Source organism: Kineosporia succinea, from assembly GCF_030811555.1.
GTDB classification, from domain to species: Bacteria; Actinomycetota; Actinomycetes; order Actinomycetales; family Kineosporiaceae; genus Kineosporia; species Kineosporia succinea.
In genome coordinates this window covers 5,181,744-5,207,358 of the sequence record NZ_JAUSQZ010000001.1, presented here as the reverse complement: position 1 = coordinate 5,207,358, position 25,615 = coordinate 5,181,744, and the positions used below count along the sequence as shown (strand labels likewise).

Genomic DNA, 25,615 nt, shown 5'->3' with positions numbered 1-25,615 from the left:
GTTCGGAGAGATCGGAGGTCGCCCCGTGCACCTGAATCCGTCCCACGTCATCGACCGCCTTCCCCGGGCGGTGCGAGAGCGCATCGTTCCTCTTCTGCACCAGCCGGTTTCCGACGTCACCGTGGCGGCCTGGCGGGTCGGCGGCGAACCGGTCCCGCCCGCGCTCGCGATCAATCTCGACCCGGCGCTCTACCAGCCCCTGGCCCTGGGTGAGACCTGGGGGCCGGCCTGGGGCACCACCTGGCTGCGGATCGAGGGCCGGGTACCCCACGCGCTCCTGCCGGCAGGGCCCGGCGAACCCGCACCGCCCACAGAGCCCACACAGCCCACCCGACCCGCACAGCCCGCCCGACCCGCACAGCTCACTCGACCCGCACAGCCCACCCAACCACCGCGGCCCGTCGAACGCGCGCACCCCGCTCAGTTCCCGCTGCCCGTCGAACTGGTTCTCGACCTCGGCTGGTTCGACCACTCGGTGGGCGGGCACTGCGAGGGTCTGGTGTTCCGGCCCGACGGGGTTCCGGTGAAAGCCCTTCACCCACGCAACGGCTGGGTCCGGCTGACCGGTCCGGGGGCCGCACCCGGTGTCCTCGCCGACGACGGGTCGTTCACCCTCTTCGTCGAGGCGGCCGCGAACCCGCTGCTGCTCGGCCTGCCTCCGTTCGTCGCGACCACCCTCGGCGAGAAACCAGGACCCGGCGAACCCGAGCCCTACCGCCTGATCTCGGCCGGCCTGTTCACCTTCTCCCCCGAGATCTTCGAGCTCCTGCGCGATCTCGAGGCCACGGGCGACCTCCTGCCCACCCTCGACAGCACCGAGCCCCGGTACTGGCAGATGCTGCGCGCGGTCGAGAACGCCCTCGACGCAGCCACTCCCGCCCAGGCCCGCGCCGCCCTGCAACCGGCCCTGGCCAGGCCCGCCCACGCCAGCGCCCACCGGATGACCGCCGTCGGCCACGCCCACATCGACTCGGCCTGGCTCTGGCCCCTGCGCGAGACCCGCCGCAAGGTCGCCCGCACCCTCACCAACGTGCTCACCCTGATGGAGACCGACGACGAGTTCGTCTACGCGATGTCGTCGGCCCAGCAGTACCAGTGGGTGCGCGAAGACCATCCGGAGCTGTTCGAGCGGGTGCGGCAGCGGGTGGCCGAGGGCCGTATCGTGCCGGTCGGCGGGATGTGGGTCGAGTCCGACGCGGTGATGCCGACCGGCGAGTCCCTGGTCCGGCAGATCACGTTCGGCAAGCGCTGGTTCGCCGAGGCCTTCGGCCACGAGTCGCAGCTGGTGTGGCTGCCCGACAGCTTCGGCTACTCCGGCGCCTGGCCGCAGATCGCCCGGCGGGCCGGCTACCGGTACTTCCTCACCCAGAAGATCTCCTGGAACGACACCACGACCTTCCCGCACCACACGTTCAGCTGGGAAGGTCTCGACGGCTCGCGGATCCTCACCCACTTCCCGCCCGCCGACACCTACGCCGCCGAGGTCACGGCCGCCGAGCTCAAGCACGCGGTGAGCAACTTCCGCGACAAGGCCATCTCGTCGCAGTCCCTGCTGCTGTTCGGCTACGGTGACGGCGGTGGCGGCCCGAACCGCGAGATGCTCTCCCGCACGCACCGTTTCGCCGATCTCGAAGGAGCGGCCCGCGTCGGGCTGGGGCATCCGGAGCAGTTCTTCCGCGAGGTCGAGGCCGAGCTCGGCGACGAGGCCCCGCTCTGGTCGGGCGAACTCTACCTCGAGCTGCACCGCGGCACGCTCACCTCTCAGATCGCGATGAAGCAGGGCAACCGCCGGGCCGAGGCACTGCTGCGCACGGTCGAGTACCTGGCCACCGTCGGAGCCGTTCGGCGCGGGCGTTCCTACCCCTACGACGAACTCGAGCAGGCCTGGCACACCGTGCTGCTGCACCAGTTCCACGACATCCTGCCCGGCTCGTCGATCTCCTGGGTGCATCGCGAGGCCCGCGACACCTATCAATCCCTCGAAGCATCGCTGCGCTCGCTCCTGCCGACCGAGGGCGAATCCGGGCGGGTTGCCGACTTCTCCGTCGTCCGGGTCTCCTCCGCAGTGCCACCGACGGCGGACGCGGTGGTCGACAACGGGGTTCTGCGTGCCGAGATCGGTGCGAACGGCACGGTCACGGCTCTGGTCGACGTGCACACCGGTCGCAGCCTCCTCGTGCCCGGCCAGGAGCTCGGCGCGCTCCAGCTCTTCCGCGATCAGCCGGCCCGCTGGGACGCCTGGGATCTCGATCGTCACGTGCTGCGCAACCCCGGCAATCGGATCACGATGGACGCCCCGGTCACCGTGACGGTCGGCGAACGGGACGTCGTGGTCACCCGGGTGCACGGCGCCTCGACCTACGTCACGAGATACTCGCTGCAGCCGGGAGTTCCACGGCTGGACATCACCGTGGAGGTGGACTGGCAGGAGCGCGAGCACCTGCTCAAGCTCTCGCTGCCGGTGGCCGTGCACACCCGCAGCGCCCGCTTCGAGGCGCAGTACGGCGCTCTCGATCGGCCGACCCACGAGAACACGGCCGCCGACGAGGCCCAGTTCGAGGTCTGCTCACACCGCTGGGTCCACGTCACGGAGCCCGGCTTCGGCGTGGGCGTGGCCAACGACTCCACCTACGGCTGCGACGTGCGCCGTGTGCCGGGCGGCACCGAGATCCGCCCGACCCTGCTCCGCGCACCCCACTTTCCCGATCCGGACACCGATCGCGGGCAGCACGTCTTCCGCTTCGCCGTCGTCGCCGGCGACGAGTCCCTGACCCGCGCCGTCGCCGACGACCTCAACGCCCCCGAACTCGGGCACCTGCCCGACACCGCTCCCCTGGTGTCGCTCGAACTGGCCTCCGGGGCCGCCGTCGTCGACTGGATCAAACTGGCCGACGACCGCAGCGGTGACGTCGTGGTGCGCATCCACGAGACTCTCGGTGGCCGGGCGACCGGCCGCCTCGTCCCCCATTTCGAGACCGACGCGACGATCGAGACCGACGTGCTCGAGCGTCCGTTCACCCGTGAACCCGACCTGCCCGCCGCGCTTCTCGACGGACACCTGACGCTCGGCCCGTACCAGCTCACCACCCTCCGCCTCACCCGCCCAGCTGCTAGGGAGCAATGATGCCGTCCCGTAAGCGCACCACCCTCGCCCTGCCCGCCGTACTCGCCCTCTCGATCAGCGCCTGCGGGGTCGCGGGCGGATCGTCCGACGACACCGACGCCCGGTCCACCGTCAGCGGTGAGGTCACGGGCGAGATCAGCTTTCAGACCTGGAACTTGAAAGGCGGCTACGAGGAGTACTTCACCGGCCTCGTCGACGCCTTCGAGGCCGCCCACCCCGGCACCACGGTGAAGTGGATCGACCAGCCGGCCGAGGGCTACCAGGACAAGCTCTCCGCCGACGCCGCGGCCGGGTCCCTGCCCGACGTGGTCGACGTCGGCCCCGAGGCCGCGTTCACGCTGGCCGGCGCGGGGATGCTGCTCGACCTGTCGAAGACCGACGCGGCCGCGCAGAGCGACTACCTGCCGAAGGCCTGGGACGCCAACCACTTCCCGTCCCTGGGGGGAACCTACGCCTACCCGTGGTACCTCAACACCGGGCCTTCGTTCTTCAACACCGCGGTGCTCGAGAAGTGCGGTGTGACGGGCGATCTGCCCACCACCTACGACGCGCTCTTCACCGCCGGGCTGAGGATGGCCACGGAGTGCAAGGCTGACGCGTCGATGGTCGGGCGACTGCCGGCGATCGAGAACTTCGGTTCCTACGGCGTCCCCCTGATGGACTCCGGCGGCACCACGTTCACCTTCAACGACGCCAAGGGCGTGGAGCTGGTGAACCACTACAAGGAACTCTTCACGGCGGGCGGCCTGACCGAGGCGACCCTGAACGAGCTGCAGACCGGTGAGGTCGACGCGTTCAAGGCCGGGCAGGTCGGCTGGCTCCCCGGAAGCTCCTACACGCTCAAGGATCTGAAGGAAACCGCTCCGAAGGTGGCGAAGACGGTGGAGATCTCGCCGCAGATCACCAACGACAAGCCCAACATGTACATCGAGTCGCTGGCCGTGAACGCGAAGTCGGAGAACACGGCCACGGCCGTCGCCTTCGCGAAGTTCGCCACCGACAAGGAGAACCAGCTCGCGTTCAGCCAGAAGGCCGCCATCTTCCCCTCGGCCACGGGCGCTCTCGACGACGAGTACTTCACCCAGGACGACGGCACCGACGAGACGGCACTACGGCTGGAGTCGGCCAAGGCCGTGTCCGAGGCGATCGTTTACTGGCCGGCCGCTTTCAGCTCCAAGAGCGTCGACCACCTGCGCGAGCAGATCGCGCTGGCGGTGCTGGGCAAGAAGGACGTGCAGGAGGCTCTCGACGAGGCCGTGGAGTACGCCAACGGGAACCTGAACCAGTGAGCCTGGCCCTGACGCCGCGCCCCCTGACGGGGCGCGGCGCTGGTGCCGGTCGCACCCATGACCGCTGGTGGGCTCCCTGGTTGTTCCTGGCCCCCGCGCTGGCGATCGTGATCACGTTCATCCTGTTCCCGTTCGTCAACACGCTGGCGCTCTCGGTCACCGACGCGACCCTGCTCAGACAGGGGCATTTCATCGGCCTGGACAACTTCACCCGGCTCGCCGCGGACGAGCGGTTCCGGATCGCGATGACCAACTCGCTGCTCTACGTGGTCTGCGTGGTGCCGGTCATGGTCGTGGCGCCGCTCGTTCTGGCGGCACTGGTCAACGGAAGCACCCGGATCCTGGGCTTTTTCCGCACCGCCTATTACCTGCCGGTGATCATGTCGTCGGTCGTCGTCGGCCTGATCTGGACCAACCTGCTCGACCAGCGCGGCCTGGTGAACGAGCTGCTGCGCTGGCTGAACCTGGTCGACGAGCCGATCGGGTTCCTCAGCGACCGCTGGCTCACGCTGTTCAGCGCCATGCTGGTGACGATCTGGAGCGGGCTCGGCTATTACATGGTCATCTATCTGGCCGCGATGGCGAACATCGACCAGGACCTCTACGACGCCGCGTCCATGGACGGCGCCGGGCCGATCCGCCGCTTCCTGCACGTGACCGCGCCGGGGGTGCGCTCGACATCCGCTCTCATCGGCCTGTTCTCGTCGGTCGCCGCCTTCCGGGTGTTCGGCGAGGTGTACGTGCTCACCGGCGGCACCGGAGGACTTGGCGGGCAGAACGTCACGGTGACCATGTTGATCCAGCAGGAGGGCACCGGGCTGCAGGCCGAAACCGGTTACGCGGGAGCGATCAGCGTGGTGATGTTCGTCGTCCTCGGGCTCCTGCTCGCCGGCCAGCTCTGGTACCAGAACCGGGGTGCGCGCTCATGACCCGCTCGTCCGTCGTCGTCCGCCATCTGATTCTGCTGGGGTTCTTCCTGCTCCTGGCCGGACCGCTCCTCTGGCAGCTGTCCCTGTCGCTGAAGGGTGCCGGCGACGATCTGTACGCCCAGCCGCCGCACCTGGTTCCGGCTGACCCGACGCTGGGCAACTACGGAGACGTGCTCGACCGGGTGCCGGTGCTGCGCTACGTGCTGAACTCCGCCCTGGTCGCCGTGATGGTGGTCGGCGGCAACGTGGTCGGGGCCACGCTCGCCGGGTACGCACTGGCCCGCCTGAGGTTTCGCCTGCGCGGTCTGGTCACCGGGCTCTTCGTGGTGGCCCTGCTGGTGCCGATCGAGTCGATCATCATCGCCCAGTTCCTGCTGGTGCGCTCGAGCGGCCTGGCCGACACGCTGCTCGGCGTCGCCCTGCCCACGAGCGTCGCCGCCCTGAACGTCCTGCTGATGCGTAACGCCTTTCAGGCCATCCCGCCCGAGCTCGAGGAGGCCGCGAAGGTCGACGGGGCCGGCGTGTGGCGGCGGTTCTGGTACATCTGCGCACCCCAGGTGCGCGGTGTGATGACCGTCGTGGCGATCTTCTCGTTCGTCGGGGCCTGGAACGACTTCCTGTGGCCCCTGATCGTGCTCTCCTCCGAGGAGAACTACACCCTCACCCTGGGTCTCAACCGGTTGCGGGGCACGTTCTTCTCCGACCCACGGCTGATCGCGGCCGGCACCATCATCGCGCTGGCGCCGATCGTCGCCGTGTTCGCCCTTCTCCAGCGCTACTTCTTCCGCGGTCTGCAGGCCGGCGGCATCAAGGGATGACATCTGTGCACACACCCCCTCGGTTCGGCGTCAACTACGTGCCCTCCGGCGACTGGTTCTACTCCTGGCTGTCGCCGCGGTGGGACGCGATCCGCCGGGACCTCGACGCGATCGCCGCCCTCGGCCTCGACCACGTGCGGATCCTGCCGCTGTGGCCGGTGCTCCAGCCGAACCGCACGTGGATCCGCCCCGAGGCCCTGGCCGACGTGCGCCGGGTCGCGGAGCTGGCCGGGGCCGCCGGGCTGGGGTTCAGTGTGGACGCGGTGCAGGGCCACCTCTCGAGTTTCGACTTCGTGCCGTCGTGGCTGACGAGCTGGCACCGGCGCAACCTGTTCACCGATCCTTCGGTCGTCGACGCCCAGGCCGAGCTGGTGGCCTCGCTGCACGGGGCGGTCGGCGACCTGCCCGGCTACCTGGGGCTGACGCTGGGCAACGAGGTGAACCAGTTCTCGTCGCGGCCGCACCCGTCGCCGATGCCGGCCACGCCGGCCGAGGCGGGGGCCTGGATCACGAGACTGATGGACGCGGTGCCCGACGGCCCGAGGGTGCACGCGGCCTACGACGCGTTGTGGTACCAGGACTCTCACCCGTTCGAGCCGGAGCACGCCAGCCGCTACGGCGACCTCACGGCCGTCCACTCCTGGATCTTCAACGGCACCGCGCAGCACTACGGGGCGATGTCCGGGCCGAGCGTGCGGCACGCCGAGTACCTGATGGAGCTGTCACGGGCCTTCGCCCTCGATCGTTCGCGGCCGGTCTGGTTGCAGGAGATCGGGGCCCCGCTGAATGTGCTCACCCCGGACCAGGCCCCGGCCTTCTGCCGGGAGTCGGTGCTGGCGGCGGCCTCGTGCGACGCGTTGTGGGGCGTGACCTGGTGGTGCTCGCACGACGTGCCCCGTCACCTGGCCGACTTCCCCGAGCTCGAGCACACCCTGGGGCTCTTCGACGCCGACGGGGTGGTCAAGCCGATCGGCAAGGCCTTCGCGGCCGTGGCCCGGGAGGTGCGGGCCTCCCCGCCCCCGCCCACGCGCACGGTGGCCGTCGAGATCGCCCAGCCCCTGCGGCGTTCCACGCTGGCGCCGGGTGGTTCGGTGTTCACGGCCTGGATGGAGGCGGCGGACCGTGGCGAGCGCCCGGCCCTGACGCTGGCCGGTTCGGGGGACGTGTTCGACACGGTGCTGCCGGCCTCCGCCCAGGGCGTGCCGGGGGTCTACAGCGCGGTCAGTGACAGTGAGATGTTCGACGGGTGATTCACAGCGGTGGGGAGGGCGTCCTGCCGGTCAGGGAGTCGGTGACCTCGCGCGGGACCGGCTGGTCGAGCATCGTGCAGACGGCGGTGTCCTGAGCCGCCTGCGCGAGCTGGTACCAGCGCTCGACGTCTTCGTCACCGGCGTCCGGCCCGGGAACGGCGGTGAGGGCGCTGACCGCCGTGCGCCCGCCGTCTTCGGTGGCCAGGGCGGTGGTGCGGTGCCCGGTGGTCTGACCGTCGTGGCCCCAGACCTTGCCGCACGGGCTCTTGAACCACATCAGCCCGAGCCCGTACCCACCGGTGACCAGGTAGCCCCGCCGCTGCTCGACGGTCGTCCTCATCTCGCCGAGCTGCTGCGCCGAGAAGAGCCGGGCCTGGAGCACGGCGGGGAGGAAGACGGCCAGGTCGCCGGCCGTGGAGATGATGCCGCCGTCGGCCCCGCCCCCGCCGTTGACGACCGACCAGGCCGCCTCGGCGTAGGAACTCACGCCGTCGAAGGCGTATCCCTGGGCGTACGTGTCCCCGGCTTCGACGGTGCCCGGATCGGGCAGGTGGGTGTGTTTCAGACCCAGCGGTTCGGTGATGCGCTCACGCACCAGGCGGGACAGGGTCTCGCCGGTGACCGAGGTGAGCAGCCGCCCGATGACGATGTAGCCGGTGTTCGAGTACGACCAGTTGGTGCCGGGCGGGAAGTTCGGGTCGTACCTGAAAGCCAGCTCCAGGATCTCCTTCTCGGACCAGACCCGCTCCGGGTCGGTGAACACCGACCGCCGGAACACCTCGTCGTCCGTGTAGTTGTAGATGCCGCTGGTGTGGTTGAGCAGCATCCGCACCGTGATGTCGCGACCGTCGGGCACGACCCCGGGCAGATAGTCCTCGATCGGACGGTCCAGCTCGACCCTCCCCTCGTCCACCAGTTGCAGGGTCAGCGACGCCATGAAGGTCTTGGTGACGCTGCCGATCTCGAACTGGTCGTCGACGGTCAGCCGGCGCCCGGTCTCCCGGTCGGCGACCCCCTCGGCGGTGAGCTCGACGCGGTCGCCGTGGTCGATGCGCGCCAGGTAGCCGGGAGCACCGTCGGCCAGCTCGTAGTGGGCGACGGTGCTCATGCCGGTGGACGCGGTGGGCCGGGGCGGCGGGACGGGTGCGGTGGGCCTGATCACCAGAACCCCCACGACCAGTGCCACGATCCCCAGGACGGCACCCGCCCCGGCCCGGCGGCCGGAGCGGGTGCCGGTCTGCTCGCTCATGTGTGCGCCCCCTCCTGGCCCCGGCCTCACCCTGGAAGCGGTCAGTTCACCGCAACGTCGAAGATGTGCATGATCCCCTTGTCCGTGCTCTCCGGGAGCGTCACCGAGGCAACCGTCCTCGACGCGTCCAGAGGCACCGGCGCCGATGCGAACACCCGGAAGGTACCGGTACCCGCCGTGCCGTTCACGTTGTTCCGCCCGTTCAGGGTGATCGCCGTCGTCTCCCCCGCCGCCGGGTTCGCCGCCCAGTCGCTCAGCGAGAAGGGGACGTCCTGCGTGGTGCCGTCGGTGTAGGTCACGACCGCCGTGCCGGTGGCCGGGCCGTTGGTGGACAGCCCCAGGAACGACAGCGAACCGGAGCCGGAGACCGCGACCTTCTGGCCGTGCGGGATCCAGTGGTCGGGCTCGCCCGGCTCGGCGTCGGGCCAGGTGAAGCCCCCCACGGCCGCACCCGGCGTCACGCCGGCGGCCGCGAGCGAGGTCCGGGACAGCGACCAGTCGCTCAGGTCGAGGGAGCCCAGGTTGCCCTGGCCGTCGGGCGTGGTGCCGATGCTGTTGAGGGCGTCGGAACCGGCCGTGTACGAGGGCGGTACGTCCTGGGCGCCCGTGCCCCAGGTGCCGGCCGTGGCCTTCATGGTGAAGTCGAGCGTGCCGCCGGAGCGCACGAACGACGACGGGATCCACGACTGAGTACGCCGGGAACCGTTCATCGTCAGCGCATTCACGTACCGGAGACCGCGAGAGACGCCGGAGGCCCTGATCGTGATGTCCCGCGATCCACCGGCCGGCTCGATCTCGATGCGATCGAACATCGGCGCGCTGACGACCAGGTCGCCCGTGCCGTAGATCGCCGGGTAGAAGCCGAGGTTCGCGAACACGTACCAGGCGCTGAGCGCGCCCTGGTCGTCGTTGCCCGGCAGACCGGTCGGCGTGGTGTCGTACATTTCCTCGACGGCCCGGTAGAGCACGTCCGTGCCCTTCGACGGCGCCTGCAGCCAGTTGTAGACCCACGGCGTGCCGAAGGCGGGCTGGTTGGACAGGTAGTTGCCGGTCTGGGTGTAGGCACCGGCGTCGAGCTGGGCCATCAGCGTGTCCAGCGAGGTCGTGGCCTTCGAGACCCCGCCGCGCCGGGCGATCAGCGTCGACAGGTTGTGCGGCACCAGCCAGCCGTACTGGTAGCCGGTCGACTGGTTGAACTGGCCGCGACCGGCCGGGTCGTCACGCACCCGCAGGTCGAACGAGCGGTCGAAACCGCTGCGCGAGCGCGGCATCACGTGCTGGCTCTGCGGGTCGAAGACGTTCATCCAGTTCTGCGAGCGCGCCGAGAAGAACGCGTACGCGTCCTGGTCACCGAGGCGGGAGGCGAGCTGGGCGATGGCGAAGTCGTCGATCGAGTACTCCAGCACCCGCGAGGTCGCGAAGTCGCCCTTGGCGTTCTCGATCAGGCCGGTGGCGAAGTACTGGTAGCCGTCGCTGCGGGTGGTCTTCGTGGCCGGCAGCACCTGGGTCGCCGTCATCGAGTCGAGCGCGGCCCGGCGGTCGTAGTCGGTCGCCCCCATGTCGTCGAGGGTGGCCAGGATGACCTGGTAGTTGTCGCCCTGCATGCGGGCGGCGCCCGGGGCCCAGGTGCCCTTCTGCTCGGTCATCTTCAGGATCGAGCGGTTGATGTCGTTGGCCACCTGCGGGTGGGTCAGCGCGATCAGCTGCACCTGGCTGCGGTAACCGTCCCAGCCGGAGCCCGCCCAGTTGATGTTGCGGTAGAAGTGGTGGCCCTTCTCGACGGTGTACTGCTTGCCGTCGAAGCCGATGTACTGGCGGTTCACGTCCTCGCGCACGTTCGGGTTGCCGAGCACGTGGTAGAGCGCGGTGTAGAACTTGGTGCGCTGCTCGGCCGTGCCACCGTCGATGTCGATCGTGCCGAGGGCCTCTTTCCAGGCCTTCCTGGCGTCACCGCGGACGTCGTTGAAACCGTCTCTGCCGACCTCGGTCTCGCGATTGCGTGCGGCGTTCTCGACGCTCACGTAACTGAGACCGGTCTTGGCGACGACCTTGGCGCCCTGCTGGAAGGTCAGCCAGGCGCCGGTGTCGTGGCGGTAGTCGACCCCCACGTCCTCACTGCTCTTGATCGCGTGCGTGGACCCGGCGGTCATCGCGTCGTCGGTCCAGGTGCCGTACGACGCGAAGTCGTGGTCGTACGTGGTGGAGAAGTAGGCCTTGTAGTAGTTGCCGTTGTCGCAGACGTCGGCGCCGTACATCCAGCCCGAGACCGTGCGGGTCTTCGGGTCGATCGTCACCTCGCTGCCGAAGGTGCGGTTGTTCGGGCCGGAGACGTCGAGAATGAGGGACGAGCTGCCCGACTTCGGGAAGTCGTAGCGGCTCACGGCGGTGCGGGAGGAAGCGGTGAGCTCGGCCTCCACGCCGTTGTCGAGCTTCACGCCGTAGTAGCCGGGCTGTGAGGTCTCGTTGTCGTGACGGAAGGGCAGGTAGTAGTCCTGCACGTGGGCGGCCGGGCTCTTCGGCAGCGTCCCGTCGGTCAGGTCACCGGCGTACGGGATGGTCGGGAACTCGTAGCCACCGAAACGGCCCGTGCAGCCGGTGCCCTCGTAGCGGGTCAGGCCGAACCCGCGGATCAGTGAGGCGCTGTACTCGTACCCGCCCTTCTGGCTGACGTTGGTGTTGCCGTCGCCCCAGGTGGTGGGGCTGGGCTGGACCATGCCGAACGGCACCGACGCGCCGGGGTAGGTGTTGCCGTAGGCGTCGTTGCTCTTGTTCTGGGTCTGGTCGAGCTCGGTGCCGATGAACTGGTTCACCGCGTCGAAGGCCGAGATCTCCTGGGCCTGAGCGGTTGCCGGGGCCAGGGGGGCCAGGCTGAGGGCGAGGACGGCGGCGGGGAGCCAGCGACGCCCAGAACTCCACAGAGTCATGCGATCCCTTACGAAGAGGACAGATGGGGCGGCGTCACTGTTGCCCCCACGAACCGTCCTAACATGGCGATCACACGTCCGGGCGGCGTCCGGAAGATCAAATCTGTGTGCGGTCCTGCTCGATCAACCCCTGCAGCGCCGTGACGTGCCCGCGGTAGGCCGTTCTCCCGGCCGGCGTGAGCTTCACCCACGTCTTCACCCGCCCCCGGCCGGTGGGCTTGGTGACCGTGAGGTACCCCGCGTCCTGCAGCACCTTCAGGTGTTTGCTGAGCACCGAGTCGGCCACCCCGAGAAGGTCACGCAGCACGGCGAACTCGGCCTCGGAGGTGGCGGCCAGGAAGGCGCAGATCCGCAGCCGGTTGGGGGCGTGGATCACCTCGTCGAACTGCCCACTCATACGCCGCTCCGCAACTGCTCACGCACCGCCTCGTCGAACCGGCGCCCCATCAGCACGACGGCCACCACCGCGAACGGCTGGAGAACCAGCACCGGCCAGACCAGGCCGGTCGTGAAGTGCAGACCCCAGGAGCCCGCGAGATCCACCGCCATCACCAGCCCCACCAGCTTGCTCCAGCGCGAGGCCCGGCCGGCCTCGAGCCCGTTGATCCACACCCCGGTGATGCGCCGGTAGGTGCTCGCCAGGCGGGTGGCCGCCAGCACGAACACAGCGGCCGCGACCAGCTTCACGACGGTGCCGCCGAGGGCGAAAGCCGTCACGTAGACCGCGATCATGACCCCCAGCACCGGGTGGTACCACCACGGCGTGATGTATCGCTCGGCCACCGCCGCCCGGGCCTCGGCAATGATCGTCAGGTCGTCCGCCGCGTTTCTTTCCATGTCGGAAACTCAATCACATTCCATTTCGGAAAGTCAACGGCGAACGGGGGACGCGGTGGTCGCCCGGGCCTGGCCGGGCCGGTGCCGCGGTGGCCGGGGAACGCCCGCCGTGCACCGCATACCGCCAGGTCACGGGTAGCCTCGGAGGAGGAGGCCGATCGACGTGACCGGGAGCAGCGGCGCACCGGTCCGGACGGCCGAGCCGTCTCGACCCGACCGGCGTCCGGTCCTGATCGAGCGCAGCCCCGTCTGACCCAGAGCAGGTCCGACCCGAGCCGACCGGAGCCCTCAGGTGCACGAATCCAGCCTGTCCGAGCGTCATCTCAACGTCGTCCGCAGCTCGTCCGGGGCGCTGCTGTCGGAACGGTCGGAGGCCATGCAGGCCGCAGCCGGCAATCTGCTGGTCAAGGCCGCCGACCGGTTGCGCGACGGCGACGAGGCCGGGGCCCGCGGTTTCGTGGAACGGGCACTGCACCTGCCCTACGACGAGTTCGAGGACATCCGACCCGCCGTCTGGTGGCTGCAGATGGAGGTCTCGGCCCAGTTCGGCGACGAGATCGAGATCGCCGAAGTGGGCGACACCGGCTGGCTCGACCGGGCCGCGCGGCTGCTGTCCGAGACCACCGACCCCACGGTCACCGCCGTCGTCCGCACCGCCCTGAACGAGATCGGCGCCGACTACCAGCTCCCCGCCCGCGAGGCCCGGCGCCTCGAGGCGCTCACGGCCGGCGAGCGCTTCGGCCGCGAGCCCCTGACCGAGATCGACGACCCGGCACAGCTCGCGGCCGCCGTGCTCGGGGTGCTGGGCATGCTGAACCGTCAGACCGAGCTGCTCGACCTGACGCCCCTGACGTCCCCTCCGGGTGAGCCTGATCAGCCCGGCCAGGAAAGGGCCTAGCCGGCGGCCTTCGTCATCGCCTGCACCATCCGGGCCACGCTGCTCTCCACGCCCCACTTCTCCGCGAACGCCACCAGCGCGGCGTGGTCGGGCGGGGTGCCGGGCAGGGCGTCGTCGAGGTCCGGCACCGGTGCGTCGGGCGCCACCGTGACCACCCGGGGTGCGGCGTCGAGGTAGTCCGAGGCCTCCGCCAGCTTCTTGCGCTGCCCCGGCGACAGGTCCGACGACGGGTCGGCCGCGGCCTCGCGCAGGGCGGTGAGGGTGCCGAACCGGTTCAGCATCCCGGCCGCGGTCTTCTCGCCGATGCCCGCCACCCCGGGCAGCCCGTCGCTCGGGTCTCCACGCAGGGTGGCCATCTCGGCGTACATCTGGCCGCTGGTGACGCCGTACTTCCCGAGAAGCCAGGCCTCGTCCACGATTTCCAGCTTGCGCACACCCCGCCCGACATACAGCACCCGCACCGCCGCGGAGTCGTCGGCGAGCTGGAACAGGTCGCGGTCACCGGTGACCACGTCGACCTGCCCGCGACCGGCCGCGAGCTGGCGGGCGGTGAGCGTGCCGATCACGTCGTCGGCCTCGTAACCGGCGGCCCCGGCCCGGCAGACCCCCAGCAGCGACAGCGCCTCGATGATCAGCGGCACCTGGGGCGTGAGCAGGTCGGGCACCTCCTCGGCGTTGGTGCGCGGGTTCGCCACCCGGTGCGCCTTGTACGAGGGGATGGCCTCGACCCGGAAGGCGGGCCGCCAGTCCTCGTCCCAGCAGGCCACCACCCGGCCCGGCCCGCGCAGGGTGATCAGGTAGGCGACCGAGTCCAGGAATCCCCGCAGCGCGTTCACCACGGTGCCGTCGGGCGCCGTGAACGAGTCGGGCACACCGTGGAACGAGCGGAAGTAGAGCGACGCGGCGTCGAGCAGCATCAACTCGGGGCGGGGGTCGGGGAACGAGGGCGCCATGCGGGTGATCCTGCCACCTGTGGGGCGCTCGCGAGGGTCACCACCGGCACACGCTGAGCGATGTGGCGGTCACGACGGGCAATCCCGGTGCCACCAGGTAGTTCGGGGCTGTAACGTTCGCCGGATGGAGGAGATCGACCGACACATTTTACGGTTGCTGTCGAAGGACGGCCGGATGAGTTTCACCGATCTGGGCCGCGCGACGGGATTGTCCACATCAGCTGTGCACCAGCGTGTGCGCCGGCTCGAGCAGAAGGGCATCATCCGCGGCTACACCGCCGTGGTGCAGTCCGAGGCCGTCGATCTCCCGCTCACCGCGTTCGTGTCGGTCACGCCGCTCGACCACTCGGCGCCCGACGACGTGCCGGAGCGCCTGGCCCCGATCGCTGAGATCGAGGCCTGCTACTCGGTCGCCGGTGACGAGAACTACCTGCTGAAGGTGCGGGTGGCCACCCCGTCCGCGCTCGAGGCGCTGCTCGCGCGCATCCGCGCCGAGGGCGACGTGCGCACCCGCACCACGATCGTGCTCTCCACCCCCTACGAGGCGCGCCCGCTCGGCATCTGACCCGTCTGGTCGGCCCACCACTCCTGCCCGGCCGGGGGCAGGGTGTCGATCGGGTCGTAGTACGGATGGTCGCGGGTGAGGTCGTCCGCGTCCGTCTCGATCGAGGTCCGGTAGTTCTTGGTCCAGGTGCTGATGCCCCGCACCTGGTCGTACCCGGCCGCCTGGTGCACCCAGCGCTTGCCCACGAACGGCACGTCGCACACGATGCGCGGAGTCGCGAAACCCGGCAGGTAGCCCATGATCGCGTGCTGCAGCTCCTGCGCCCGGGACAGCGGCACCCGCCAGTGCTCCGACGCCGGGATCATGTCGCACATGTAGAAGTAGTACGGCGTGATCATGGCCTCGTCGAGCAGCCCGAACGACAGGTCGAGCAGCTGCTCCGGGGAGTCGTTCACGCCCCGCATCAGCACGCCCTGGTTGCGCACGTCGCGAACCCCGGCCTCCAGCAGGGCCTTCGACGCCTTCGCCACCAGCGGGGTCAGCGACTGCACGGCGTTCACGTGGGTGTGCACGGCCAGGCTCACCCCCCGGCCCCGCGCCCGACGGGCCACGCGCTCCACGCCCGCCACCACGTCTTCCTGCAACCAGTGCTGAGGCAGCCCCATGAGAGCCTTGGTGGCCAGGCGGATGTCGCGGATCGACTCGATCTCGAGCAGGCCGCCCAGGAACGACTCCAGTTGCCGCCAGGGAACGTTCGCGACGTCTCCCCCGGAGACCACCACGTCCCGGATTCCCGGGTGGGCCCGCAGGTACTCGAGAATCGCGCCGTAACGGTCGGCCGGCTTACCGGCCAGGCGCAGTTTGGTGACGGACGGCGTGGACGTGCCGACCAGGTCCATGCGGGTGCAGTGCCCGCAGTACTGCGGGCAGGTCGACACCAGCTCGGCCAGCACCTTCGTGGGATAGCGGTGGGTCAGACCCTCGGCCACCCACATGTCGTGCTCGTGCAGTGAATCCCGGCTCGCCCGGGGATGACTCGGCCAGAGCGGGTGCCGGTCGCTCGCCAGCGGCAGCATGTAGCGGCGCACCGGGTCGGCCCGCAGGTCGCCGGTGTCCATCGTGTTGAGCATCTGCGGCGGCAGCAGCATCGACATCGTCGAGTGCTGCTCCTGGTCGCGGGCCAGGTCGTCGTAGAACGACTCCGGGGCCAGGTCCCCCAGCACCTCGCGCAGCTGCCGGATGTTCTTCACGCAGTGCGCACGTTGCCACTGGGCGCTCGCCCACTCCGGCGGCGTGACCGTGCGCCACCCTGGGAAGCGCATCCAGTCGGGCTCAACGAGCTCACGCCGCCGGTACTCGTACGGCTGGGCCGTCCGGGCGATGGAGGGTTTCACCGCTATGAGTTCCGTCACCCCACGAGAGTAAGCAAGAATTTCCTTGTTCGGGAGTCTTTCACGGGAGGATTTACGGCATGACCCATGAACTGACGGACGGCGTGCACACCGACCAGGGTCCGGTCACCCCGGTCTCGCCCTACGGTCTGCACCGGGTGATCGAGCCGGAGGGGGTGCTCCCCCAGGCCGCGTGGAAGCTCGACCCGCACGCGCCGCTCGCCGGCGACGAGGTCCGGATCGCGGTGGAGCGGCTCAACCTCGACGCGGCGAGCTTCCGGCAGTTGCTCGAGGAGCACGAGGGCGACGGGGCGGCGGTGCGCGAGGCGGTCGGCGCGATCGTGGCCGAGCGGGGCAAGATGCACAATCCGGTGACCGGTTCCGGAGGCATGCTGATCGGCACCGTGACCGAGGTGGGCACCGCGTCCCCCCTCGGCCTGAAGCCGGGACAGCGCGTGGCGACCCTGGTCTCGCTCACCTGCACACCGCTCGTGCTCACCGACATCAGTGACTGGAACGGGCTTTCGGAGCAGGTGCCGTGCACCGGGAGCGCCGTGCTGTTCGGCCGCTCGATCGCCGCGGTGCTGCCCGGTGACCTGCCCGACGAACAGGCCCTGGCGGTCTTCGACGTGTGCGGGGCGCCGGCCCTGACCGCCCGGGTGGTGGCCACGGTCGCCGCCAAAGGAATGACGATCGGTTACCCGCAACGGGTTTCACCCGAGAAGACGCCGAACCCCCCGGGGCCCAGCGTGGTCTGCGTGATCGGGGCCGCGGGCAAGAGCGGCAGTCTGTCGCTGGCCGCGGCCCGTTCCGCCGGGGCCACGCACCGGATCGGCGTGGTCCGCTCCCCCGAGGAACGTCAGGCACTGCTGGCCGCCGGCCGCCTCGACGCCCAGCCCCTGGCCACGTCCGTGGTCGTGGCCGACGCCCGCAACCCGGTGCTCCTGGCCGAAAAGGTCCGGGCCGCGGGCGGTCCCGCCGACGTCACGGTGGTCTGCGTGGACGTGCCCGGCTGCGAGCACGGCGCGGTGCTGGCCACGGCCGAGGGCGGCACGATCGTGTTCTTCTCGATGGCCACCTCGTTCAGCGCGGCCGCCCTGGGCGCCGAGGCCCTGGCGGCCGACGTCACGATGCTGGTGGGCAACGGGTACTCGGCCGGGCACGCCGAACTGGCCCTTCGGGAGTTCCGCGGATCTCGCGGCGTGCAGTCACTTTTCGCGGCCCGCACCTGATCCGCGCGGACCGGTCCGCACCGGATCTGCGCGGACCGGTCCGGGCTGAGGCTGGGGCCGGCACTGGGGCTGAGACTGGGGCTGGGTCTTTGGGGTCAGGCCCGCGCCGGGCCCGCCGCCACCACGCCCCGGCTGATCGCGTCGACCGCCGCCCGGGCCGTGCGCACCAGCGCCGGGTCGTCACTGGCCTGCGCGATCTGCCCGAGCAGGTCGATCACCTGCTTGCACCAGCGCACGAAGTCACCCGCGGCCAGGTCGGCGTCACGCAGCACGGCCTGCAGCGGCTGCCCGCTCGCCCAGCGGTGGATCGCCCAGGCCAGACCCAGGTCGGGCTCGGGCGTCACGTCGAGCTTGTGCGCCCGCTCCTCGTCGTCGAGCACCGACCAGATCCGCGTCATGGTGTCGAGGGCCAGCACCGGCGCCCCCTTGGGAATGCGCGGTGAGAGCCCCTTCTCGTCACGCCGCGACTCGTACACCACGGCGCTCACGACCGCGGTCAGGCCGGGCACGTCGAGCTCCTTCCAGACCCCGCCGCGCAGGCACTCCGACACCAGCAGGTCGCTCTCGGAGTAGATGCGCCGCAGCTGTTCCCCGGCCGGCGTCACCTTGTCACCGGCCAGGTAACCGCGCTCGGTGAGCAGGTCACACACCCGGTCGAAGACCCGCGCGATCGTGTTGGTGCGGCCCTCGATCCGCCGCACCAGCGCGTCCGTCTCCCGCTTGAGCCGGAAGTAGCGCTCCGCCCAGCGGGCGTGGTCCTCACGCTCGGCGCAGCCGTGGCACGGGTGCGAACGCATCTGCCGGCGCAGCCGGTTCAGCTCCTCGTCCTCGTGCGCGGCCGCCTTCTTGCCCTTGGGCCGGTTCCTGGCGAAATCCTCCGGGTGGTGCTCCAGCGACCCCAGCGCGTTGCGCACCGACGAGGCCAGGTCGCGGCGGTTGGTGGCGTCGCGCCCGTTGAAGTTCTTCGGCACCGTGACGCGCGTGGCCGCCTCGACCGGCGTCGGCACGTCGAGCAGCGACAGCCGCCGCACCTGGCGCTCGATGGTGAGGATCGACGGACGCGGTCCCTCGAGACTGTCTCCCCCGGCCACTCCCGGGTCGAGAACGACCGCCCAGCCGGGCTTGCGACCGCCCGGGACCCGGATCACGTCACCGCGGCGCAGCTTCTCCAGCGAGCCGATCACCTCGGAACGACGGTCACGCGAGGCCGTGCGGGACAGCTGGGTCTCCCGCTCGCCGATCTTGCGCCGCAGGCCGGCGTACTCGCGGAAGTCGCCGAGGTGGCAGTCCATCGCCCCGGCGTAGCCCTCGAGCGCCTCTTCCTGCTTGCGCGCCTGCTTGGCCAGCCCGACCACCGCGCGGTCGGCCTGGAACTGGGCGAACGAGGTCTCCAGGATCTCCCGGGCGCGGGCCCGGCCGACCTGCCCCACCAGGTTCACCGCCATGTTGTAGGTGGGCCGGAAACTGGAGCGCAGCGGGAAGGTTCGCGTCGAAGCGAGACCGCCGACCACCTCCGGGTCGAGGCCCGGCTGCCAGAGCACCACCGCGTGGCCCTCGACGTCGATGCCACGGCGCCCGGCCCGGCCGGTCAGCTGGGTGTACTCCCCCGGCGTGACGTCGGCGTGGGTCTCACCGTTCCACTTGACCAGTTTCTCCAGCACCACGCTGCGGGCCGGCATGTTGATGCCCAGCGCCAGGGTCTCGGTGGCGAACACGGCCTTCACCAGGCCGCGGGTGAAGAGCTCCTCGACGACCTGCTTGAAGGCCGGCAGCAGACCGGCGTGGTGCGCGGCCACTCCCCGCGAGAGCGCCTCGGCCCACTCGTAGTAGCCCAGCACCGACAGGTCTTCGTCGGGGATGTCCGCGGTGCGCGACTCCACGATGTGCCGGATCTCGGTGCGCTCCTCCGGCGAGGTCAGGCGGATGCCCGAGTACAGGCACTGCTGCACCGCGGCGTCACAACCGGCCCGGCTGAAGATGAACGTGATCGCCGGGAGCAGCCCGGCGCTGTCGAGGGCGTTGATGACCTCGGTGCGGCTGGGCGTGGCTCCCGTGCGGCGGCTGCCGCCCCGCGCGTAGGTGCCCCGCGACTTCGAGCCGCGGGCAGCGGTCGTGCCCCCGCGGCGTCCACCCGAGCCCTGCATCTGGCGCTCGCGGCGGTTCGCGTCGCGGGTGATCTGCAGCAGCTCGGGGTTCACACCGTCACCGGTGGTGCCCTCGGCGAACAGGTCGTAGAGCTGGCGATTGGCCATCACGTGCTGCCACAGCGGCACCGGGCGGTCTTCGGAGACCACGACCTCGGTGTTGCCGCGCACGGTGTCGAGCCAGGCGCCGAACTCCTCGGCGTTGCTGACGGTCGCCGACAGGCTGACCAGCAGCACGTCGTCGGGGAGGTGGATGATCACCTCTTCCCAGACCGCGCCGCGGAAACGGTCGGCGAGGTAGTGCACCTCGTCCATGACCACGTAGGCCAGGCCGTTCAGGGCGTCCGAGTCGGCGTACAGCATGTTGCGCAGCACCTCGGTGGTCATCACGACCACCGGCGCGTCAGCGTTGATCGAGGTGTCACCGGTGAGCAGGCCGACGTTCTCGGCCCCGTGCATGCGGGCCAGGTCGGCGTACTTCTGGTTGCTCAGCGCCTTGATCGGCGTGGTGTAGAACGCCTTCCGACCGGCCTCCAGGGCCAGGTACACGGCGAACTCACCGACCACGGTCTTGCCCGAGCCGGTCGGCGCGGCCACGAGCACACCGCGCCCGTCGGCGAGCGCCTCGCAGGCCTCGAGCTGGAACCCGTCCAGGTCGAAGGGGTACTTCGACCGGAAGCGGGAGAGCGGGGTCTGAGCCTCCTCGTTGCGCTTGCGTGCCGCGGCAAAACGTTCGGCGGGCGACGTCACAGGCCCACGCTACCCGTCAGTGGTCGGGTGCGAGAACTCGCACCGCACCAGGTACTGCCTCACATTCCACCGGAAGGGGCCCGATCCGCTCGCCGTCGGCGTACGCGACGAGGCCGGGGGCGTCGATACGCAGACGCCGGACGCGGCGCACAGCCACCTTCTCGTGGTGCACGTGGGTGCCCCGGTACAGGCGCGGGAGCAGGGCCAGCAGCCGGGAGGGGTGCATCGGGTCGACGGTGAGCACGTCGAGCAGGCCGTCGTCGGGCCGGGCGTCCGGGCAGATCCGCATGCCGCCCCCGTAGGCGGCACAGTTCGCGGCGGTGAGCAGGAGGGACGTGCGCCGCTCGGGTTCGCCGTCGAGGTGCAGGCGGTAGTCGCGGGCCTTGAACGTGGGGAGCTCGCGCAGGGCGGCGAGCAGGTAACGAGCCCGGCCCAGGCCCGGCGCACGGTTGGCGCGCTCGTTGACGGCAGCGTCCAGGCCGGCCGCGAGCACGCCCATGAACCAGCGGGTTTCGCCGGACGAGGTGGTCACCCGGGCGGCGTCCCGCAGCACGGGCCGGTGCAGATGGTGGACGACGGACTGGGCCGCCCTCTCCGCGTCCCGGACCGGGAGCCCGAGTTCGCGGGCGATGTCGTTCCCGGTGCCGGCCGCGACGACGCCCAGCGGGATCGGGGTGCCGGCGACCAGGTTCAGGCCCAGGTTGACCATGCCGTCACCGCCGACGACCACGAGGGCGTCGGGGGCCGGGACGAGCGCGGCGGCCACGGCCCGGCGCAGACCGGCCGCGTCGTCACCCCCGACCTCGAGCACGGTCAGCCCGGCGCGCCGCAGGGTGGTGGCCGCGAGCACCCCCGCGACGAATCCCCGCCCCGCCCCGGCGACCGGGTTGACGGCGAGTACGACGGTGCCGCTCCCACGGGGTGGCTCCGGAACCGGGTGCAGGTGGTTCGTCAGGTGCGGTCGAGCCGTTCCGGGGAGTCGATCGACGAATTGCCGATCGGGTCGTCGTCACTGGTGAGCGGGCTGGACTCGTCGTCGCCGAGGCCGAAGACCGGGTCGTCAGCGCGTTTACGGGCCTTGCGGCGGTCGTTGAACAGGGCCACGAACACCGAGATCGCGTAGAGGCCGACCAGCGGCAGCGCCATGATGATCATCTGCGTGGCGTCGGGCGACGGCGAGACGATCGCGGCGAACAGGAAGGCGATGAACACCGCGACGCGCCAGTGCTTGCCCATGACCTTGCCGCTGAGGATGCCCATCATGTTGAGCCCGATGAGGAACAGCGGGGTCAGGAAGGCCACGCCCAGGGCGATGATGAGCCGGCTGGCGAAGGTGATGACCGTGCCCGCGTCGGGCTGGTTGAGCGAGCCCTCGAGGGCGAACTCGGCACCGAAGGCGACGGCCTTGGGCAGCACCAGGATGGCGAGCCAGACGCCGGACAGGAACAGCGGCACCGCGAACGCGATGAACCACAGGGAGGTGCGGCGCTCTTTCTTGGTCAGGCCGGGCGTGATGAAGGCCCAGATCTCGTACAGCCAGACCGGGCTCGAGAACACGATGCCGGTGTAGACCGCGACCTTGACCTTGATGTTAAACGCGTCGGCGATGGCCCGGTAGGTCAGGGTGACTTCCTGACCGTGCGAGGACGCGTCGGCGAGCGGGCCGATGATGACGGCCTGCATGACCCGGTCGTAGAGCACCCAGCCGACGACCGCGCCCAGCACGATCGCGATCACGCTGATCACCAGCCGGCGACGCAGCTCGGCCAGGTGTTCCTTGAGGGCCATCCTGCCCTCGGGGTTCTTGGGTCGCCGTTGTGGCTTCCGCACCGCCACCGACGGTCAGTTCCTCTCGAGAAAGGGGGTGGGACAGACCCGCAGGTCGGTCAGATGTCGTTGCGGTTCTGGTAGCCGGGCTGTTCGCGCTGCTGCTGCGGCGAGTAGACGCGGCCCTCGATCGGCTCCTCGTCGACGGACGACGCCGAGTTCTGCCGGCGGTTCGAGGTGTCCTTGTCGTCGTCCTGCATCTGCTTGATCTCGGACTTGAAGATCCGCATCGAGCGACCCAGGCCGCGCGCGGCGTCGGGAAGGCGACGGCTGCCGAAGAGGATCACCACCACGAGGATGACGATGATGATGTGCGAAGGCTCTTTCAGAAAGCCCATGAGCTGCCCTTTCCACTGAACCCGCAGCGCACCATTTGCCCAACGGTCGAAGTCATCGTACGCGCAACCCGCTCTACCGGGCAGACCCCTGGCCCGCCCGGCGGATCGGTCGCGCCGCCCGGCCCTGCCGGTCGAGATACCGCTCCTGCCTCAGCTCCAACGGATCGGTGAACACCGCTGGTTCCCGGGACTGGGCCTGTTCCGCGACCTGTTCCATCGCCGCACTGATCTCGGAGAACCGGTCGGAGGCGGTGCCGAGCTCGGAGAGCAGGGCCTTGGCCTTGCGCCACAGGTCGAGCCCGATCATCGCGAACAGGCCGAGCGCGGCCAGCACCATAACGACCCAGATCAGGACCCACCACCACACCGACACGGCGGCAAGCCTAGGGCATAGGAGGGGGCAAACGCCGAAACCGGGGCTCCCGTCATGGGATACCCCGGTCGCGGCGTCGGGAACCCGCGGGTTCCCGGTGTACCTAGGCGGCCGTCTCGGGAGCCTGGGCCCGTGGCCGCGGCCCCTGCGCCGCGGCTGCGGCGGCCAGCAGGTCCGCCTGCTCCAGCCAGAGAGCGAAGTCCAGCACGTCGTCGTAGTTCAGAGTCGGCCCCTCGTGCTCCTCGAGCACCTCGGCCGGCACGTTCCACGGCTCTGCGACCACGCCGCCGGAGATGAGCAGCGCGACCACGTCACGTCCGGCCGGCTTACGCACCTCCTCATGGCAGGTGGTGCACATGAAGGCGTAGTAGGACCAGCTCTTCACGGAGCAGACGACGAGCCGTACCTGGTGCGGGGTCAACTCGACATCACCGCAGCTCGGGCACGACGCCTTGATCGTCGTCATTTGCGATCCACCTCCAGCAGAGCCGCCATTCATCGTCGACCAGTTCTTCGGCCACGGTCCGCGACTCCTTAACAGCCGACAGTAATGCCTAGGCCGGGCCGGTGACGCGGGGTGGATCATTCACGCAGGGCGTGTCGCTTTGGGCCGGATCCACGTCAGCCGTACGGCGCAACCGTCCGGACCGGAACGGGTTCCGACAAAGCGGCACAACCCGTCGCCGCGAAATGACGGGCTGGTTACGGCGTCCCACCGCCCGGTCCCCGGCTGTTCGGGGGCGGGGCGTGACTCAATGTGACGGGTCGTGCTGCGCCGGCAGGGCCGTCTCCTGGTAGGCGGCGAGGGCTACGGAGGCCGTGTCGACCACGTCCTGGGCCAGCCCCGGCGGATCGACGATGCGTCCCGCCCCGCCGAGGCGGAGCACCAGGCCCGGGATCCAGCCGGGCGAGGCGACCCGCATCACCACACGCATCCGCCCGCCGGGCAGCTCCTCGGTCTCCTCGACCGGGTAGTACTCGGCCACCCAGCGCCCGCGAGGCTCGACCTCGAGGGTCACCACCAGGTCGTCGGGCGAGGGCGTGAACAGCTGGTCGTCCACGGCCCGGGAGACGGCCTCGGCCGGTGGGGTGCCGTCGACGTCGAGCACCCGCAGCCCGGCGACCCGGTCGAAGCGGAAGAGCCGCACCCCCTCGGCCCGGTGGCACCAGGCCTCCAGGTACCAGCGGCCGTCGATGCTGGTGACCTGCATCGGGTCGACGTCCCGCTCGGTGATCTCGTCGCGGGCGGGCACCAGGTACTGCAGGCGCAGGCGGCGGTGCCCCCGCAGAGCCTCACGGGCGGTGCGCAGCGCGTCTTCCACGCCGCTCTGGCCCGGGCTGAGGTCGATGTCCAGGCGCCCGGCGGCGGCCACCGCGTCCTGTGCGGCGGCGGAGAGCTTGACCAGGGCCGAGTCCACCGCCCGGCGCTCGCCCACCTCCCCCGTCTCGGGCAGGTCGGCGAGCGTGCGCAGCCCGGCGATCAGCGCGATCGCCTCGTCGGCGTCCAGGCGCAGCGGCCGGGCGATCGCCTCGGCGTTGTCGAGGTAGATCCGGCCGGTGTCCCACTCGGCCGCGATCAGGTCGTCGGGCATGTGCCCGGGGGTGCCGCAGACGAACAGCAGCTCCAGGTCTTTCACCAGCTGCGGCTCGGTGATCTTGAAGTGCCGGGCGGCCTCCCGCAGCTCCACCCCGGGCCGGTTGAGCAGCCAGGGCACCATGGTCAGCAGCCGCGACAGGCGCGCGGTGGCGGCGACGGCGCTCATACCGGGCGCACCGCGTCGTCGAGACTCTCGGCCTGGGAAGCCAGCGCCCCCTTGAGCCGCCGGATCACCTCGCCCCGCAGGTCTTTGGGCTGCACGGCGATCGCGTCCGGCCCGTGCCCGGCGATCGTCTGGGCGAGCATCCCCGCGTCCCCGATCCGGATCTGCAGTTCGTCCCACCCGGCGCGCTCCGCGGACGGGGTGACGGCCGAGGCCAGCCGCCGCAGCCCGGCCCCGCGGCCGGCGCGCAGCAGCACGGTGGCCACCCGCTCGTCGGCCGGGGGAACATGCTTACCGATCATGGCCTGGGCGTCGAGGTTCTCCGGGATCTCGTAGGCCCCGGCCCGGCCCTTGCGCTTCACGTCGCTCTCGATCCGCGACAGCCGGAACACCCGGGCCGCCCCCCGGCCGCGGTCGTGCCCGATCAGGTACCAGCGGCCGTTGCGGCTGGCCACGGCCCACGGCTCGAGCTCGCGCAGGCCCAGCTCACCGTTGGGCTTGCGGTAGGAGAAGGTCACCGCCTGCCGGTCGCGGGTGGCCGCGTAGAGCGGGCCGAACGCAGGCTCGGCCGTGCGGATGCGGGGTTCCAGACCGGCCGTGCCGTCGTCGATGTCGACGCCGAGCGCGGTGAGCTTGGTCAGGGCGCGCGCCGCCGGGCCGGCCAGGCTGGCCTGCTGCCACACCCGGCTGGCGAGACCGACCACGGCCAGCTCCTGGGCGTCGAGCTCGATCGGGGGCAGGGCGTAGGCGTCACTGTCGACGCGGTAGCCCGGCTCGTCGTCGAACCACCGCTCGTCGGTGCCGGTGGCCACCGGGATGCCGAGATCGCGCAGGTCTTCCTTGTCGCGCTCGAACATCCGGTCGAAGGCCTCGGCCGTGTCGCAGTCGGCGTACTGGGGCACAGCAGCCCGGATCTGCTCCTTCGTCAGCCACCGACGGGTAGCCGCGAGGCAGATCACCAGATTGAGCAGCCGCTCGGTACGCCGCGAGGACACCGCCCTAAGCTACCCGAGGCGCGGACCGC

Annotated in this window: 22 protein-coding genes; 8 read left to right on the top strand and 14 right to left on the bottom strand. The window is 70.5% G+C overall.

Annotated features, from left to right (window positions below):
- Positions 1-25: 25 nt before the first annotated feature.
- The 5 genes from J2S57_RS22600 to J2S57_RS22580 are packed head-to-tail and all read left to right on the top strand — an operon-like array spanning position 26 to position 7,410.
- On the top strand, positions 26-3,124 hold the full coding sequence (locus J2S57_RS22600) for an alpha-mannosidase (RefSeq protein ID WP_307246270.1): 3,099 nt from the start codon (positions 26-28) through the stop codon (positions 3,122-3,124).
- Positions 3,124-4,413, top strand: a complete 1,290-nt coding sequence (locus tag J2S57_RS22595) for an ABC transporter substrate-binding protein (RefSeq protein WP_307246268.1) — start codon at positions 3,124-3,126, stop codon at positions 4,411-4,413. The genes J2S57_RS22600 and J2S57_RS22595 overlap by 1 nt, the downstream gene beginning before the upstream one ends.
- A complete protein-coding gene (locus tag J2S57_RS22590; protein WP_307246266.1) occupies positions 4,410-5,342 on the top strand; it encodes a carbohydrate ABC transporter permease in 933 nt (310 codons plus the stop codon). Before J2S57_RS22595 ends, J2S57_RS22590 begins: the two co-directional genes overlap by 4 nt.
- Positions 5,339-6,160 (top strand): carbohydrate ABC transporter permease, encoded by an 822-nt coding sequence (locus J2S57_RS22585; protein WP_307246264.1) that lies wholly within the window; start codon positions 5,339-5,341, stop codon positions 6,158-6,160. The genes J2S57_RS22590 and J2S57_RS22585 overlap by 4 nt, the downstream gene beginning before the upstream one ends.
- Positions 6,157-7,410, top strand: coding sequence for a glycoside hydrolase 5 family protein (locus J2S57_RS22580; protein ID WP_442358341.1), 1,254 nt, complete (start codon positions 6,157-6,159; stop codon positions 7,408-7,410). Before J2S57_RS22585 ends, J2S57_RS22580 begins: the two co-directional genes overlap by 4 nt.
- Position 7,411: 1 nt before the next feature.
- Here the strand turns inward: J2S57_RS22580 and J2S57_RS22575 are convergent, their stop codons facing one another.
- The 4 genes from J2S57_RS22575 to J2S57_RS22560 all read right to left on the bottom strand — a co-directional run bounded on the left by J2S57_RS22575 (position 7,412) and on the right by J2S57_RS22560 (position 12,420).
- Entirely contained in the window at positions 7,412-8,659 is a 1,248-nt protein-coding gene (locus J2S57_RS22575) for a serine hydrolase domain-containing protein (protein ID WP_307246260.1), read from the bottom strand.
- 41 nt (positions 8,660-8,700) lie between these two features.
- Positions 8,701-11,583, bottom strand: coding sequence for a GH92 family glycosyl hydrolase (locus J2S57_RS22570; RefSeq protein WP_307246258.1), 2,883 nt, complete (start codon positions 11,581-11,583; stop codon positions 8,701-8,703).
- A 97-nt stretch (positions 11,584-11,680) separates the two neighbouring features.
- The gene (locus tag J2S57_RS22565; RefSeq protein ID WP_307246256.1) at positions 11,681-11,980 is read right to left on the bottom strand and encodes a transcriptional regulator; all 300 of its coding nucleotides are present in this window, start codon (positions 11,978-11,980) and stop codon (positions 11,681-11,683) included.
- Positions 11,977-12,420: a hypothetical protein gene (locus tag J2S57_RS22560; RefSeq protein WP_307246254.1), complete on the bottom strand. Its 444-nt coding sequence runs from the start codon at positions 12,418-12,420 to the stop codon at positions 11,977-11,979. The genes J2S57_RS22565 and J2S57_RS22560 overlap by 4 nt, the downstream gene beginning before the upstream one ends.
- A gap of 292 nt (positions 12,421-12,712) precedes the next feature.
- On the opposite strand from J2S57_RS22560, the gene J2S57_RS22555 reads away from it, so the two are divergent.
- Positions 12,713-13,318: a hypothetical protein gene (locus J2S57_RS22555; protein ID WP_307246252.1), complete on the top strand. Its 606-nt coding sequence runs from the start codon at positions 12,713-12,715 to the stop codon at positions 13,316-13,318.
- On the opposite strand, the gene J2S57_RS22550 is transcribed toward J2S57_RS22555, so the two are convergent.
- Positions 13,315-14,271, bottom strand: a complete 957-nt coding sequence (locus J2S57_RS22550) for a 5'-3' exonuclease (RefSeq protein WP_307246249.1) — start codon at positions 14,269-14,271, stop codon at positions 13,315-13,317. The genes J2S57_RS22555 and J2S57_RS22550 overlap by 4 nt on opposite strands.
- 124 nt (positions 14,272-14,395) lie before the next feature.
- Between J2S57_RS22550 and J2S57_RS22545 the strand changes: the two genes are divergently transcribed.
- A complete protein-coding gene (locus tag J2S57_RS22545) occupies positions 14,396-14,836 on the top strand; it encodes an Lrp/AsnC family transcriptional regulator (protein ID WP_307246247.1) in 441 nt (146 codons plus the stop codon).
- Here the strand turns inward: J2S57_RS22545 and J2S57_RS22540 are convergent.
- On the bottom strand, positions 14,809-16,098 hold the full coding sequence (locus J2S57_RS22540) for a KamA family radical SAM protein (RefSeq protein ID WP_370882698.1): 1,290 nt from the start codon (positions 16,096-16,098) through the stop codon (positions 14,809-14,811). The genes J2S57_RS22545 and J2S57_RS22540 overlap by 28 nt on opposite strands.
- Before the next feature lie 149 nt (positions 16,099-16,247).
- Here J2S57_RS22540 and kdd point away from each other — a divergent pair, with 149 nt between their 5' ends.
- The gene (gene kdd / locus J2S57_RS22535) at positions 16,248-17,399 is read left to right on the top strand and encodes an L-erythro-3,5-diaminohexanoate dehydrogenase (RefSeq protein WP_307246243.1); all 1,152 of its coding nucleotides are present in this window, start codon (positions 16,248-16,250) and stop codon (positions 17,397-17,399) included.
- A 95-nt stretch (positions 17,400-17,494) separates the two neighbouring features.
- Here kdd and J2S57_RS22530 read toward each other — a convergent pair whose 3' ends face one another.
- The 8 genes from J2S57_RS22530 to J2S57_RS22495 form a co-directional block, all read right to left on the bottom strand.
- The gene (locus tag J2S57_RS22530) at positions 17,495-20,293 is read right to left on the bottom strand and encodes a DEAD/DEAH box helicase (protein ID WP_307246241.1); all 2,799 of its coding nucleotides are present in this window, start codon (positions 20,291-20,293) and stop codon (positions 17,495-17,497) included.
- Between the two features lie 16 nt (positions 20,294-20,309).
- Entirely contained in the window at positions 20,310-21,236 is a 927-nt protein-coding gene (locus J2S57_RS22525; protein ID WP_307251099.1) for a diacylglycerol kinase family protein, read from the bottom strand.
- Between the two features lie 8 nt (positions 21,237-21,244).
- Positions 21,245-22,081: a twin-arginine translocase subunit TatC gene (tatC, locus tag J2S57_RS22520; protein ID WP_307246239.1), complete on the bottom strand. Its 837-nt coding sequence runs from the start codon at positions 22,079-22,081 to the stop codon at positions 21,245-21,247.
- 98 nt (positions 22,082-22,179) lie between these two features.
- Positions 22,180-22,458, bottom strand: coding sequence for a Sec-independent protein translocase subunit TatA (gene tatA, locus J2S57_RS22515; protein ID WP_307246237.1), 279 nt, complete (start codon positions 22,456-22,458; stop codon positions 22,180-22,182).
- A gap of 73 nt (positions 22,459-22,531) precedes the next feature.
- Positions 22,532-22,831, bottom strand: coding sequence for a hypothetical protein (locus J2S57_RS22510; RefSeq protein WP_307246235.1), 300 nt, complete (start codon positions 22,829-22,831; stop codon positions 22,532-22,534).
- A 103-nt stretch (positions 22,832-22,934) separates the two neighbouring features.
- A complete protein-coding gene (locus J2S57_RS22505; protein WP_307246232.1) occupies positions 22,935-23,297 on the bottom strand; it encodes a hypothetical protein in 363 nt (120 codons plus the stop codon).
- Between the two features lie 286 nt (positions 23,298-23,583).
- Positions 23,584-24,594 (bottom strand): helix-turn-helix transcriptional regulator, encoded by a 1,011-nt coding sequence (locus J2S57_RS22500; protein ID WP_307246230.1) that lies wholly within the window; start codon positions 24,592-24,594, stop codon positions 23,584-23,586.
- Complete coding sequence (locus J2S57_RS22495) at positions 24,591-25,586, bottom strand: helix-turn-helix transcriptional regulator (RefSeq protein WP_307246227.1); 996 nt, start codon at positions 25,584-25,586, stop codon at positions 24,591-24,593. The genes J2S57_RS22500 and J2S57_RS22495 overlap by 4 nt, the downstream gene beginning before the upstream one ends.
- Positions 25,587-25,615: the final 29 nt, after the last annotated feature.